This window comes from Pseudoalteromonas ardens (assembly GCF_030125445.1).
Classification (GTDB): Bacteria; Pseudomonadota; Gammaproteobacteria; order Enterobacterales; family Alteromonadaceae; genus Pseudoalteromonas; species Pseudoalteromonas ardens.
This window is the reverse complement of sequence record NZ_JASJUV010000001.1, coordinates 1,031,033-1,045,970: the sequence shown is the minus strand read 5'-3', so window position 1 is coordinate 1,045,970 and position 14,938 is coordinate 1,031,033. Positions and strand designations below refer to the sequence as shown.

The 14,938-nt window shown below is 45.3% G+C and carries 10 protein-coding genes; 1 reads left to right on the top strand and 9 read right to left on the bottom strand.

Annotated elements, in window-relative coordinates; genetic code table 11:
• Nucleotides 1-151: 151 nt before the first annotated feature.
• From QNM19_RS03875 to QNM19_RS03845, 7 genes are all read right to left on the bottom strand, one after another.
• Nucleotides 152-1,630 carry an internalin gene (locus QNM19_RS03875; protein ID WP_284026351.1) on the bottom strand — a complete coding sequence of 493 codons (1,479 nt, stop codon included), beginning with the start codon at nucleotides 1,628-1,630 and terminating at the stop codon, nucleotides 152-154.
• A gap of 10 nt (nucleotides 1,631-1,640) precedes the next feature.
• A complete protein-coding gene (locus tag QNM19_RS03870; RefSeq protein ID WP_284026350.1) occupies nucleotides 1,641-2,510 on the bottom strand; it encodes a GEVED domain-containing protein in 870 nt (289 codons plus the stop codon).
• Nucleotides 2,511-2,519: 9 nt separating this feature from the next.
• Complete coding sequence (locus QNM19_RS03865) at nucleotides 2,520-3,767, bottom strand: hypothetical protein (RefSeq protein ID WP_049865711.1); 1,248 nt, start codon at nucleotides 3,765-3,767, stop codon at nucleotides 2,520-2,522.
• Nucleotides 3,768-3,820: 53 nt separating this feature from the next.
• Complete coding sequence (locus QNM19_RS03860; protein WP_284026349.1) at nucleotides 3,821-5,773, bottom strand: Hint domain-containing protein; 1,953 nt, start codon at nucleotides 5,771-5,773, stop codon at nucleotides 3,821-3,823.
• A gap of 90 nt (nucleotides 5,774-5,863) precedes the next feature.
• Nucleotides 5,864-8,656, bottom strand: a complete 2,793-nt coding sequence (locus QNM19_RS03855) for a M4 family metallopeptidase (protein ID WP_049865706.1) — start codon at nucleotides 8,654-8,656, stop codon at nucleotides 5,864-5,866.
• Nucleotides 8,657-9,225: 569 nt separating this feature from the next.
• Nucleotides 9,226-9,729, bottom strand: coding sequence for a DUF4240 domain-containing protein (locus tag QNM19_RS03850; protein ID WP_049865705.1), 504 nt, complete (start codon nucleotides 9,727-9,729; stop codon nucleotides 9,226-9,228).
• Between the two features lie 126 nt (nucleotides 9,730-9,855).
• On the bottom strand, nucleotides 9,856-10,065 hold the full coding sequence (locus tag QNM19_RS03845) for a cold-shock protein (RefSeq protein ID WP_010380108.1): 210 nt from the start codon (nucleotides 10,063-10,065) through the stop codon (nucleotides 9,856-9,858).
• Between the two features lie 469 nt (nucleotides 10,066-10,534).
• On the opposite strand from QNM19_RS03845, the gene QNM19_RS03840 reads away from it, so the two are divergent.
• On the top strand, nucleotides 10,535-11,209 hold the full coding sequence (locus QNM19_RS03840) for a hypothetical protein (protein ID WP_049865704.1): 675 nt from the start codon (nucleotides 10,535-10,537) through the stop codon (nucleotides 11,207-11,209).
• Nucleotides 11,210-11,211: 2 nt separating this feature from the next.
• Here the strand turns inward: QNM19_RS03840 and QNM19_RS03835 are convergent, their stop codons facing one another.
• Nucleotides 11,212-12,447, bottom strand: a complete 1,236-nt coding sequence (locus QNM19_RS03835) for a GAF domain-containing sensor histidine kinase (protein WP_284026348.1) — start codon at nucleotides 12,445-12,447, stop codon at nucleotides 11,212-11,214.
• A gap of 225 nt (nucleotides 12,448-12,672) precedes the next feature.
• Entirely contained in the window at nucleotides 12,673-14,916 is a 2,244-nt protein-coding gene (locus QNM19_RS03830) for a putative bifunctional diguanylate cyclase/phosphodiesterase (RefSeq protein WP_284026347.1), read from the bottom strand.
• Nucleotides 14,917-14,938 lie beyond the last annotated feature (22 nt).

The following is a 14,938-nucleotide window of genomic DNA, read 5'->3' as shown; positions in this document are numbered from 1 at the left end:
TTACAAAAATTCGATATTCCTCAATCTCAATGAACAAGCACTCAAAATAAATGATTCCACATTGGTTTTTCATTCAGTAACAGTGACGTCATTGTCGTTAATAGGGTAACGCTTTAAAGCGTATGCCTGCTAACAGGCACACGCTGTATCCTTATTGTTGAAAGGCCATACCATAAGTACTTAATGCCCCCTCACACAGTCGCCAGTTCAAAATCCCACGCGCGGGTGCGCCTGAATCGATGAAAGTAGGTGCCCAGCGCAAATTACGGAACAAGACACTGTGCGCTTGTGAAACGGCCCCTGAACGAACAGCCTCTTGCCTGGCCAGCTCGCACTGCTTCCAATCCTGAGCGTCGCTGGTAGGCAATTGCAAATCGGTTATATCGTAGCTGGCAGGACAAGATTTCCCGCGCTGCACACACGCATTTTTTATTTCCTGAATTTTATTTTCGCAAGCATATCCAAAGGGGTTATCACGACAGAACTGGGCGGCAGTAAAGGAAAACCAGGCATTGTCATAGGCCAGATCTTTGATGCGTTCGACAGCCAGGCGTTGCGTCTCGGGCAGATAGGCATAATAGCTGGTGAGCAGACTTGCAGCTCTTTGCTCATCCAAAATAGCTTGTTTAAAGTCATCTTCGAGTTCACTGATCAACCACTTAGTTGCATTTCTCACTATCTGATAATCTGGCACCAATGAGCGTAATGGCAAAGATGATTTGTCGTAGCGGGTTGTGTAATAACGCACCACATTGTAATCGCTGAGCGAAGTAAGCTGGCTATTGAATCCTGTTTTCGCGTATTTAACCGCTTCATAAAACATGTCAAAACAAGGCTGTGGATTATCCAAAGAGCAGGTAATGATATTATTGGGTATGACACTCAACAACTGTTTCGGATCTCCCCCTTGCTGAACCGCCCTCACCGTAATTTTGACCGACGATTTTATATCGTGCTGCAAATAATTAAGTTGCCCGCCGACATTAAATGCGCCCCCGTACAAGTCAACATCCAGGTACCCACCGATATCAGACTTATCTTTATTGCTCCCATAATCAATCTTTAAATTAACCAGAACATTTGCACCATACTCAATACCCGTCACAAACTCATCACCAACCAAATCTTGTATCTGAGCCTGGTGATTCTGGGCTATTTTCTCTCCAACCTGCGATAGGGTATATCCAGTATTTTGATTCACAGGCAAAAACACACGCTTTTTCGGCGTGCTGGAAGCACTGAATGTATAAGAGCTTGAATACGTGCTGGATGCCATTTCTTTTGCAAGCGAAGCTCCGGCAGACACACGCACCACAGGGAAATTCACATCAGTATCAACACTGCCATTAAGCATGCTCAGCATGTCATCGTAATTCATGTCAATGCCGGTTTTAAATTGCAGCTCGGTATTACCAAAGCTTTCGTCAATAACACCTTTGATTGGCTGAACGTTCAGAAAACGCTTTTTTTGGCTATCATAAGCCGTACCGATCGCTATGTGATCGTTGATAAGCCCTGAAATGACAGAGCCTGTAAGGTTGTTATTAGTTATCTGCGTATCAGCACTGAATGTACAACAGCTCACAACTGCCAGCGCTATTGCCAGTAATGTAGGGTAAATTGGTTTCATATCATCTTCCTTAACGAACCGTCACCAGATAGTCTTCGACTTCACCATAATGAATACGAGTACACGCATTATCCGAGCCTCCGCCAGCATCGGTAGCAATGCGCATCATAGTCAAACCTTCAGGCACTGTTGCAGGCACATCCAACAGAAACTTAAAAACGGCTGATGATGCCGAATGGTACACCATTTCAGATTGTTCAAACTGGCCATTGTGGTCCCAGTCTAACCATACCCGAACAGCCACGTATGAAGGAAACTCCGGCTCTTTATTTCCCGGCTTAATGGTCACTTTCGATGTCTGATTCGCCCTAAGTAAAATCACTTTTCCCGAAATCAGACTATGTCCGTGTTTTTCAGACTGGTGCGTAAAGTCATCCACCGTTACTTCAGAGATCCACTCCCATTCATGATCATAACTGCGATTATCGCAATACGATCTCGGCAGCACTGTGGTTTTAAGAGCAACTGGCTCATATTCAGGAGGCAAAATCGCGCATGCCTGACCCACACTGGTACCCGCATACCATTGATATGGGTTGGTAAAATCAGCATTTGCGAACGTTAGGTACTGAGCTTTACCCGCTGCTAATGCAGCGTCAGAGAACCATAACTCTTTTAGCTGGCGAAGCTTTTCTTCTTTCCCGACAATGTCAGTTGTGCCATGCATTCGCTCCCACAGCTCAACCAACAAGCCATCGTAACACTTGCTCAGCCAGGCAAATCGGCCCTTCGCCTGCTCCACCGTAAGTAAATCACCTAACTCGCTGAATCTGGCTTGCTGGTGTGTATGTGTATTTTGCTCTGACTCAAACGCCAGAGCGGACCGGTTTATAGCTACACACAAGATGAGTAAAACCAACAAAAATCTGAGTATATTCATGGGATATCCTTATCTTAATACATCACTGATGGCACTATAATCACGTAAATAAATCAGATTATCGGCCTCATAATCAATGCAGTGATTGCCTTCCGGGTTGCGCTCACAGTAATCCACCAAATCAGCATATAAGTTGGCGTTAGCACGGCTCTTAGTCTCAATATCCTGTAGCTGTTCAAGTTGCTGTGCAGAAAATTGTGCTGCGTAATAACGCTGCAGGTTTTTTGCACGGCGATAGACCAATCGCTCATCTATCCAGCGTGCCGTCAGCTCTTTGACAATTAATCGAGTCAAGTAGTTAGCAGGTGTATAGCCACTATCTGGGATAAGCTGCAGGAGATCTGCACCAGAATCCAGGTAACTGGCTGTATATACGTCAGTAATATTATAGTCATCCAGAGAATTGAACTGATTGATGTAGTCTGTTTTCAGGTAATGTATCGCGGCTTCAAACAAGTTAAAGCAGGGCTCAGGGTTAAGCAATGTGCAGTGCATGATACCGTTAGGTATGACTTGTAGCAGCCTGTTGGGATCTCCCCCACTTTGAATACCGCTGATCGTGATCTTAACTGACTTTCGCTTATCTTCGGCTATTTTCTGAAGTTCACCGTCAACCTTCACCGTACCTATCCAGTCGACACTCAAGTAGCCTCCGATGATGCGTTTGTCCGTTTCATCTCGGTACTCAATTTTCATGTTAATAACCACATTTGAGCCATACGCAAATCCATGTACAAATCTATCACCCAGGTTGCTCGCCTTGTTTCCGGGATACGCCTTTGCCAATTCCTTCGCAGCTACTGTCGGCTGATAGCCCGAATCATTACTGGGAGCCAACATGCTCGATTTGGGTTTAATTGAAGAATAGACAGTGTAGGTACCTGTATACCTGTCAGCACTGATATCTTTGGCATAGTTTGCACCAGCATCCACTCGCACCGCAGGCAACTCGAAGCCAGCATCAACCTTACCATCAACAAGCTTCAGGGCTTGCTGATAACTCAAATCAACACCGACTCTAAAATCTATATGCGAGTTACCCAGATGTTCGACTTGTCTGCCAAGCACAGATTGCAGCCCTAGAAATTGCTTACCTTTGCTCTGGTAAGCCGTTCCCAGCGGCACAAGGTCGTTACTCAAACCAATGATCGTTCGTTCTTCTACTTCATGGACAGCTACGGCGTGAGCATGAGCCTTTATCAGTAACAAGGCAGCTCCCAGTAACAACATAATCGAAACCACATTACGTATTTTCATTATCATATCTCCATGAAAGGCCCTTCAGGGCCTTAGTAATTGTCAATCCATGACTACTGCTTCAGGCTGTTCAGGTAATCCTGATGCCAGGCCTGAGGCAAACGATTCAGCACATCTTCAGTTGTTTCGACTTCATTGCTCAACTCATGCTCACTTTGCATTGCCAGATCACCCACTTGCAGACCATTTGCAAACATACTGAAGGACTCACCTAGCTGATAATCAGGATCATCTTTACCGCGACCCAGACGAAGGTTATAGACCTTATCGGTAAACTCTACCTCAGCGATATGCGTAATCATCTCCAGCCCATTTTCGGTTAAGATCTGCGCACCTTGTTCAACCTTGCTGGCCCATACAGCCTGACCTGATTGCATCACAACAGGATGAGATTCTGTCAATAACAGCGTTTTACCCGACTTAGTTTTGAGCTGGACCATAGGAATGGTTTCAACTCCAACAGAAATATCCTCAATTGTCAGAGCCAGATGATTAGCAGGTGAAAACTCACTGGCCCCCAACACCTGGTCACCCACTTCGAGCTGCTCTATTGGGAGCCGCTTGCCGTTTGGTAAAGTGATTAAAGTGCCTTCGGCCAGACAACCGTAAACAATTTGCATTGGAGGGTGGCCTATATCCTGCCATCCACTGTCCATATCGGTAGAGCCAATGACAAAAGAAGCCGTTAGGGGAGGTCTCCCGGGACGAATTACGTGATCAAGTGCAAAGTGCATAATCCAGTGGGTATCCTGGTATCTGCCAAATAAAGTGGCATCTCCGAATATTCCTTCGTCTTGTGGAATGTCCCAGGATATAACCGTTCTATCAATTCCATGCCACTTCTCATAGTTGAGGGTTAGCTTTTTCGCAAAAAAACCACTAATTGCTTGGTAATCGGAACTCCCAATTGGCACAGCTCCGCCACCCTCTTTTGTCTGTATAAAGATATTGGTGCCATGATTCACAAAAGCAGGCTGAGCAATAACAGGGCTCTCAACTAACGTGATTGTGCCATTTTCCTCCTTTACCTCCAGCGTAGTAAAATCCGGCAGATAAAGGCGAGTTACTTTACCCATTACACTAAGGCCCCCCTTGAACGGCACCTTTAGCTTAGTTTGACTGGTGGGGGTTCCTGATGGATAGATACTGTCGTAATCGCAATCCTCATAAGTGCGATTCAGACACATCACAATCTTGCCATCAGGAACACCCTCACCACCTTCAGAGCGGTTGTCACTGGGAGTTTCAACCTTAGTTTGAAATCCTCCTTGCAAAGCCATAGGAAATAGTGATGAATCTGCTGAACTGAATTTACCTGACCTTGGCTGGCTAAGGTAACCTAACTTGGCGAGTAAAGTCTCCTTTGAGTACTCCACCACAACGTTACGATCTTCAACTATCTGCCTATTATTGGCATCTTTGTATACAACCGTGATCCAGCCATCTGCAAAGATACGTTCCGAAGCTGCAAGCTTAGAAAGTATATTCTGTGTTTTGACATACGAATATACAGATTTACGCTTAGCTTCATTTCCATCTCCAAAGTATTCATTGTATGCCGAGTCAGTAAGCTGCTCGCCTTTTTCATTGATCAAGCGAAGGTCTATCAATGTATAATCGGTCGGCACTGTTTTACTATTCAAAGCAGAGAGCACAACAAATTGCTCACCTGTAGACGCACTTATCGCAGGCTCAATCCCCATATGTTTAAAAAAAGAACACAACTCAGGCCTGCCGCTCGTACAGTTTTGTGATGAGCTGGGATCTAAGCCGTTAGCGCTTGATGCATCTTGTTCAAGCCTTTGCTCAATCAGAGAAAACAGCTGAGGTCGATTTTTTTTGCTCAGACCGTGTTGCGCCAGTCGCGCCTTCAAGCGATCATTTTTGATTTGCATGTGTTGTAGATATGCGACATTGCTGTCGACTATGGTTAGACTTGCAAAAGCATCTGGCATGACGGATACCGTCCCCAATGCCAGTGCAATGGATAAATAGAGAGGTTTCATATTTTATTCCCTTAATATGGAGAGTTGTTTGAGCCAACGCTCAGGTCTCACCTGCGATATGCCGGCGCAACCCTACTGCAATTCTTTCAATTACGTTGGATGGAGTACGCTATAGATTTGAGATGTGACGTTTTTTATTTTGCTAGTGCATGGGCCAATATACATATAGTTCCGTGGACTCACATCCGATATCGGCTCACGGCAATTCTGGATGTCAAAAGAATGCGAAATCACGTTTGATAGAGCGGGAAACGCTGAGCCATTTCCGTTTACAGGTAGTTCAAAGCCATCCGAAGGTTGTACCTTACTTTGGACAAGACTGTTGGTGAATTTAACTTTGTTACCACTTTGAATTTCAAAGCTATAGTCAGTAGGCAGCAATTCGTCTGTGCCTGAAAAGTCGACTTTAACATCTAAAACTTGGCCCTCACTCACACCACCACAGGAAAATAAGAAACTATAACTTTCACCAACAACCACACGCATCATTATTTTGCCTGGCTGAAAACCTTCTGGCAAAGTAAAGGCAACCTGCCCCGTACCTGTAATTTCTTCTTCGAGATACGCTTCTTGTTCTTCATAAATACCATTGCGGTTGGTGTCCAGCATCACTGTTACATGCTGCCCGACAGAACTGATACCTAATTCTATTATATTCTGGTGCTTTAGATGTAAACTCAATGGCTGGTCGAGAATCTCCTGGTAGCTTTGCGGCAATAACGGCAGGCTTTGCTGATTAATCAAAATGTTACTCATGGTAGCTACTTTTTCATCTCTAAACCACGGTGGACAGGCAACTCCCAGCGGACGAGAATAATAACTCCGGTAAGCAAGTAACTCCTTCCCATCTGTTTTGACCACTTTTAATTTAAAACGCGTAAGCAGATCAGGCTCAACCCCATGAGCCCTTTGTAAGAAAGGATAAATCGCATCACCGGAATTGCGCTCCCAATGTTCAGTACTTCCATTTCCCCAGTCTACAACTATGCTTTCTATCTCACTAATGGGTAATGTATCTATCAGGTAGCCAAATTCATCGTACTGCGGCACAGCCGTAACTGATAAGCTGGAAATTTCAGACGTTTGAGCCACCAATCCAACCAGGTGTAAAGCCCCGTCGACATTGTTCAATGCTTCCTTCGCAGGCTTACCCACAACACCTGTATCTGCAACCAACATCAGACAGGCTGCAGCATCATTCAAACTCGCGTTGGCGGGCAAGCACGAAACGTTAGCATTCAAAAACAGTTTGAACGCTTCTTCTACTGTCCAGCCATAAGTTTTTACCAGTTCATAAAACGCCTTTCTGAAAATACCACCCACATCATAGTGAGACATGTTGGCACGATAAGCACTCAGGTGATCAATACTGCTGCCGTCAAGAGATGGCAGGGAGAAATAGCGCTCCCCTAGATCCTGAACTCGTACATCCCAACCTAGCCACCATTTCTTATCTGCTTGCGGACGCCCTGTACCATCCAGCACTTGGGTTAGAAATGGCTCAGAAACTCTAAAGCTGCCCGTAGCTTTGCGCTGCAAATAATCCAATACTGCGACACTTGTAATATCAGAAAATGCTTCGTTATAGGCACCGGATTCTCCATTATTTTCCAACTGACTATTCCAATGTGTCAGTGCATGTGCAGCTTCATGCGCAACTACACTTAACGTAGTGTGTGAATAATGACTATAACCATAATATCCAGTGCCGTAATTGACATAAGTATTGTCCCAATAGGCCTTGTTCATACCCTGAGTGTTATTTCTTACTCTTTGTTTGAGCGCCTTGAGACAGAAACCATTAGTTTCACAGGCGCTCTTTTGTTCGGGGAACAGTTCATTTAGCTGCTTGTGAAGAAACTGCATTGTAAGCCCGCCGTAAAAGTGAGCTTCATTCTCAGGACCGTAACTAAACAGATAAAAATAAGCTTCATCGACTTTGGTTCGATCAAAGCTCTCAAGCTTGCCACTGCAGTCAAATTCATAAGGTTCTGTTTTATGAATTAGGTAGTTAATAGTCTGCACATACGGGTTCTCCAAAACACAACGTCCCCCTTCTTTTCTAACCACAAAGGGATAGCCGTCGAATTCTGCGAAGATGAGAGGGCTATCTGTATCACTCACATCATTAAATAACAGTTCAGTTGACGGACTGGTCGTTTCATCATATTGATATCTGAGACAAGCCTCCATGGTTGCAGGTTGTGGTGAGTAACATATGGCCCCCATTTTTTCGTTACCACCGATACCACCGGCAGCCACATATCGACCCTCATCAGAAAAGTGATCAACCCCCTGCTCAGATAAAAGTATACTGAGCGTATCGGCATTGATAGTGAGTCTGCGGATGCCCTCTTTCGAAGTTGCCGTGATCTGAAACACACCTATCAAACGGCCTTGCCAAATCATATAAGCACGGCCAAAATCCTGAAACTGAGTCTCGGGGGTTATGTTTGGATCTGCAAGCAGCTTTTGCTTAATTTCAGACAGAGATATATGAAAGTACTGGCCGTCTTGAGCCTCCTTGGCTTCTTTCGTCATCAATGCAGCTCCAAGGGCCTGTGTGATCTGACCCGTACTGTCCCTGACGAGCACAAATTGCCCATCAAGCACGGGCTTGTCGCGATAAAGGACCTGGTAGTGCTCAAACCGCCTGGCTGTTCCTACTGTTTTTACGTGCTGATAAGTAAGTCCTTTTTCGACAGTTCCAGTGTTCACTACAAAGGGTTCAGTTCGAGCTTGCGCCTGCAATACTTGCTCAACTTCCTTCCACAAGTGCTGTTGGTTTAATAGTGCGTGTTTGTCGACCCACTGTGTATCAGCATGACTCAGACAACTGAAACAACACAAAAAGGCCGCAATGGGGGCTTTATTTATAGGCATTCACTCTCTCCCTGAATACATATTGTTTACAAAATAGACTTTCCTTTTAAGTTTGAGACCCGGCTATGGCGCTTACACTATGAAGTAAATGTAGCTTTTATTTGGGCGTTCAAACCTAACGCATTGCGTCATAAAAGCGTAATTTACAAACAATGAAAATGAAACAAAAAACAAACAACCTGTTAAAATTTCATATTCGCGATCTCACTTTTCCACGCTCAGGCGAAACAGACAAGTTCAATACCTGGTTAGTTTGTATGCTGGTCTTTTACAAACAATCGGAAGATTATTTCGCTATGCAAAAATAAGATGAAGCCATTGATGGGAAAATTAATTTATACTTCAGAAGAATAAGCCGTCCCCAGAGTTATCATGACAGGGAAACTATTTGCTTTAATAGAACTTAAGCACTAAACACGGGCTTGCGTTTGGTGTACAAAAGTTAATGTGGTAATCCACTTAATCGACCATCCTTAACCATGTATGACAAACCATTCATCTGTACCGACGCTTTATCACTGATGCAGATATCAAAAACAGCCATAAAACGATGTCTGGGCGGGGGTACATTACCCCTGCCAATACTTTGCATACAATTGTGGGTAAGTTTGCTTTAACACTTTGGGTTTATTTTTAAACTGCTTGCCCTGTGGCGCATAGTTCACAGTGTTGTGATACGGCAATTCCTGCTCAGTTTTTTGCTCGTAGAGCAGTCCTGCTGTCAGATCTAATTCGTCGCAATACGGATAGGGCAAATTGTCGCGCAGGGGCATGTCATCAATGTTTGCCAGGCTATCTGGCTGGGCCAGAACCTGATCGACAAGCTCTTCACCCTGAGTCAGTAACCAGTTACAGAAATCCAGAAAGTCATACTCGCTGTTGCAACCGCAAGTAACATAAGCTGCGCCCCAGATATCCCAGTGCCATAAACGTCTGAGTTGTTTACTGTAGTGGCTATCAAAATCAGCGACATCAGTATCAGAGAGCGTCTCGAGCTTGGCTTTTAATTCGCCCGCTTTGTCTTTGGTTTGGTTATCAATGGCAATGAGCTGCCAGAATTGAGTCTGATCCATGGAATAAAACACATCAGGAAGTAATAGAGCGATCTTACCACAGCCCACCAACTGAAAGGTATGTTATGACGAATTACAGGCACAAAAAAAGCAAGCCTTAGCTTGCTTTTTCTCTTAAGCCATAAATTATAGCTTAACGATTTCTTCTGCCTGAGGGCCTTTTTGACCTTGAGTCAGTTTGAACTCAACGCGCTCGCCTTCAGCTAGTGTACGGAAGCCGTCACCTTTGATAGCACTGAAGTGTGCAAAGACATCTGGGCCATTTTCCTGAGCGATGAAACCAAAGCCTTTTGATTCGTTAAACCACTTTACGGTACCTGTTAAAGTATTAGACATGATAGTAAATCCTGAATATTAAAATGATGCCAATCCTTAAAAGCTAACCTCTGCCCTGTTGCAAAGGATCCTTCTATACAAAAAACTGGCAAACCTATGCCCATGTGGGCGCATAGACCTAAATTTTGCCGGTGATAAAACTTCAGGACGGTACTACTACAAGCAAAAACTTATACAACAACGTAATGGAGATTTATAAACACTGACCCAAATTCTGTCTACGTTCATCTTATCGGGCTGCCCCTCTAAGTCAACTAATTTTTAATCATATTTATTAATTCTTAATGACACTAACAAGTCGCTTTCAAGGCAGAGCGGGCAAGGGTGTACCTTTTTTATTTTGGCTAATTGGTGGGACTATGATCGAGGGCAAATTGTGGTTAATTTAACCTGATATAACACCTTTGGAGACTATGCTTTGCAACCAAACTGGGTATAATTCTGCGAAGTTCTCCTGAGGCGTTTTTTTATGCTCAAAAAAACTTTTAGCCTAATTGCCAAAGTTATCACCTTGTGTACTTTTAGTGTATCAGTGTGTGCCACACCATTAACAATCTCTTATCTGCAACACCCAAGTGTGCGCGATCAGGCTCTGCCTTTAATACAGGCCGCTTACAATCAGGCTGGAATTAAGGCCAATTTTGTGGCCATGCCAGCACATCGCGTACTGCACGAAATTACGGCACAACACACCGATGGCGATGTGATCCTGGCACGAGAAATTTTCGCCCCCTTTAAAGATGTTATTGCTGTTGGGCCAGCTTTAACGGAAGTAGAATTTGTCCTTTTATGTGTGGCAAATGTGCCCTGTGATAACTCTGTGTTGGTGGCCACGCCCAGCACCATAGTCGCCACCGACCAGTCCAAGCGCGTTATACTCAACAAGTATCCGCATGCACACAGAAACACTTTTTATAATATAAATAATCTGGCTAAGTTACCCGAACTGCTGAATGTGCATCGGTTTGACTATGCAATATTCGTAGTTTCTACTCAGTGGCCGCTCCCTGACTCATTATCTCATTTACAAGTGCACCACTTGTTTCGCTCCAAAGCCTACCACGTGATGCACAAGAAGCATTCAGAACTGGCAGCACAACTTGCCCTGGCTATCTCTACGGTCAAAGCGCAAAAAGGACTCTGATCCTAATCCTCTATCGACTCTGATTGCGCATGAGTCACGGGAAAGCGCAACATGATACCTAACCCACTTTGATTGCAATTTACGTATACTGTCCCGCTAAGATCATTCATCGCAATACGTTTGACGTGCGCCAGACCCAGCCCTGAGCCAGCCACGTGCTTTTTGGTCGAATAAAAGGGAGCAAATATATCTTCAGGGTGAGCCAACTCAACCCCAACCCCATTATCACTAAACCTCAGCTTTAGCTCCGCTTGCTTTACTTTTACGGCGATTGTAATGCTTGGTTTTTCAACCCCAGAAAAAGCATGCTCAACAGCATTTGTAATTAGGTGATTTAACGCCTCAATAAGACTGGCAGGCTTTAGATACAGGAGTACATCGGCGCTCTGCTCAACATCAATATTCAACACAATATTGTGCATCGCCAAAGAAGACTCCCAGACACTTTCCAGTGATTTAAATACATCGGCGATACGGCATACCTTAGTTACGCCATCATGCCCTTGCACGATTGACTGCTTTAGCCTATCTATTTTGTCATCAATATGATGGAGGTTACGCAACAGCAAGTCCGAAGCTTGGTGAATGCAGGCTGCCTGTTTTTTTAACTCAGCAAATGGTACGGGGTGTTGTTGCAATAACCCGCTAAGCTGCTTGGCTGACTCACTTAACATAGATGCCGAAGTTACACTCACCCCCAGTGGTGTATTCAATTCATGGGCCAGCCCCATGGTCATCAGAGCTTGCTCTTTAAAAGCTTCTTTATGATCGTGTTCCTTTTGCTGTGACAGCATTCTGAGTTGTAGTTCAAACAGGTGCTTGAGAGAGCTCAACATAGCTCTGGCCTTAGTACCAAAGGTATTTTCCTTACTGTCCAGAACACAGACTGTGCCAAAGACAGAGTCATCAACATTTTTAATGGGTAAGCCGAGATAGGCAATCATGTTGAGCTTAATATCTGGGTTATGGTCCCAGACAGGATCTGCCAGGGCGTCAGGCACAAAGAGCTCTCTTTGCGTTTTGATAACGGTTTCGCAGTATAGCCCTGAACTTTCCCAGCATTCACTGTCGCCAATTTCATACGGGTTTTCATTATTGAGGCTTTTATTGAACACACTCAGATGCGGCCCGTTGAGCTTCATGATCAATGCCACCGGAACATCCAGCAGTTCGGCAACCCGAGTTAAAAGCTCGTTCCATTGCGTCACCAGCTGATCAGATAAAGTATTGGTGTTCACACGCTTGCTCCTCGCAAGCCCTGTTCCTGGCAACATGCCTGTCAGACTTGCTCTTTGAGTATAGCCTGCTCACACCATTTTAAAATTCAAAGGCCAATGTCGAAACTCAGAGAATCGCATTTTTCACGGCTGTTGAAGTGACATTCTGTATGTGGATGAAACTGAGCCAGACAAGCCTTTATTGAGACTTTTACAGCAGCATGACTTTACCCTGAATCGTGCGGTTTAGCTTGCCAGAATCGCCCCCAGCTGCTCAGCACTAACGGGCTCGCCGATATGGTATCCTTGCATAAGCGTACAGCCCATCTCGGACAATACCCTTGCCTGCTCAGCTGACTCAACCCCTTCAGCACAACAGGTAACATTGATATTTTTTGCCATCACTAATACAGATTTGACTAAACTCCGAGCCTCCTCGTCGGTCAACCTATGTAGTAATCCTGGATCCAGCTTCAGGGCATCGACGTTTAAATCATGTAACTGTCCAATACTCGTGTGACTGGCATCAAAATCATCAATAGCAATTGTAAAACCTGCCTGTTGCCAGCGACTTATCACGTGACTGGCCTCCGTCCCCAGCAATGTGAGTTGCTGTTCCATTATTTCAATTTCAATTTGCCGGGGCTGTAAATGATGTTCAGTCAGGCACCTGTTCAGTTCGCTCAGTGCCTTATCCTGTTGCAGTGTTTTCACAGACACATTGATACTCAGCCTGAGCCCAGGGATTGTTGCTTGCCAACTGGCAAAGTGCTTAAACGCTTGCTCCCAGAGCTTAGATTGCAATGCCATCAGGCAACCCACTTCGCTTACTTCATTGATAAATCGATTCGCTTCGACCAATGTGCCTTCTTTGTGCCACCTGGCCAACATCTCAACTTGAACAAGCCGGCCATCTGATGCGCTGACAACAGGCTGGAAGTACGGTACAAACTTATCTGCCGATAATGCGCCTAAAATGGCCTGCTCCAGGGCCTGGTTTTGCTCAGCTTCATCATCCAATTTTGAGCAGTAAAACTGCATCCCGCCTTTGCCCGACCTTTTTGCCCGATACATAGCGCTGTCAGCACGTTTCATCAGTAGTTCAGCGTTATCGCCGTCGTCAGGATACAGCGCGACGCCGGCACTCAGCGCAGCCTGTACTTCAACGCCTTTGATCTCATACTGACCGCACACGCCATCAAGCACTTTTTTAATCACGCTTCGTACATGGCGTTTATCTTCAATGGCATCCAGTAACAATACAAATTCATCACCGCCCATCCGGGACACGGTATCACATGCCCGAACAGAATCCGTTAACCGTTGTGCAATGTGTTTCAGGAGTAAATCGCCAAAATCATGCCCCAAAGAGTCGTTGATTTTCTTAAATTTATTCAGATCCATAAACACAACAGCAAACTGATGGCGATTACGCAACGCCCGTTTACACGCCTGGATAAGCCTATCTTGAAGCAGCAAACGATTAGGCAACCCCGTCAGTGCATCGTGGTGGGCCAGGTGGTTCATTTTGCGTTTGAGTGCCCTTGACTCAGTCACATCCTGAAAAATCATCACAGCACCAATGACTTTACCCGAATTGTTGTATACCGGAGAACAGGAATCATCAATGGCAAACTCCAGCCCAAGGTGATTTCGAAAACAGGTAGAATCCGGCAGGCTAACCGTTTGCTGACTGCGCATACACACAGCCATTTGATCTTCGATGGGTCGGTCACTGCCTTCATGATATAACGGCATCACCTCAGTAATGGGCTGCCCTTTAACTTCTTCGGTGAGTAAGGCGAGTACCGCCTCAGCAACCGGATTCATAAAAATCACCCGGCTATCAATACCGCAACATATTACGCCATCACCTATAGAGCTGAGCGTCACCGCCAGCAGCTCGCTATCGGTGTCCGCCTGACCCAGATGAGGCGAGAGGTGTAAGTAGCGGGCAAGATGTAAATTGCGGAGCTCAGAGCTTTGCAACTCAAAAAGTCCGGTGACACGCTCACTGTGCGCGCTGACCAAGGTCAGTTTAATCACCTGACCGGGTTTAGGTTCTTCCAGCCAGGCTGCCAAACGTGCCCAGCTATCCGGTTCCAGAAGTTCATGCAAATTATAAGCAAAAAGTGCTTTGTGGCTTTTACCAAGCGCGGTTGTCAGCCCGTCACTCATGCAGATCAAACTGGCATCAGAGCTAAACACAAATTCAAAGCCGGAATTGGCCTGAAATGCTTCGAGGTAAAAGTGGTGTGCTTCATCATGACCATGTTGACGCCCTTGATCCGAGCGACGACTCAACCACCAAACCACTGTGCCCGCCATTGCCGCCATCAGACCGCCGACGACAAGCACAATCATCATGGAACTAGTCGTGCCATTCGCTGAAGGCGCAAGCTCTGAGGCAGTTTCAGGCACAGCACTCGCCTGCCATCCCAACACAGACAAACACAGGCCCAAAAAATATTGCAAAGCAGAGATTTTCACTCAAACTCCGGTCATCTATTAA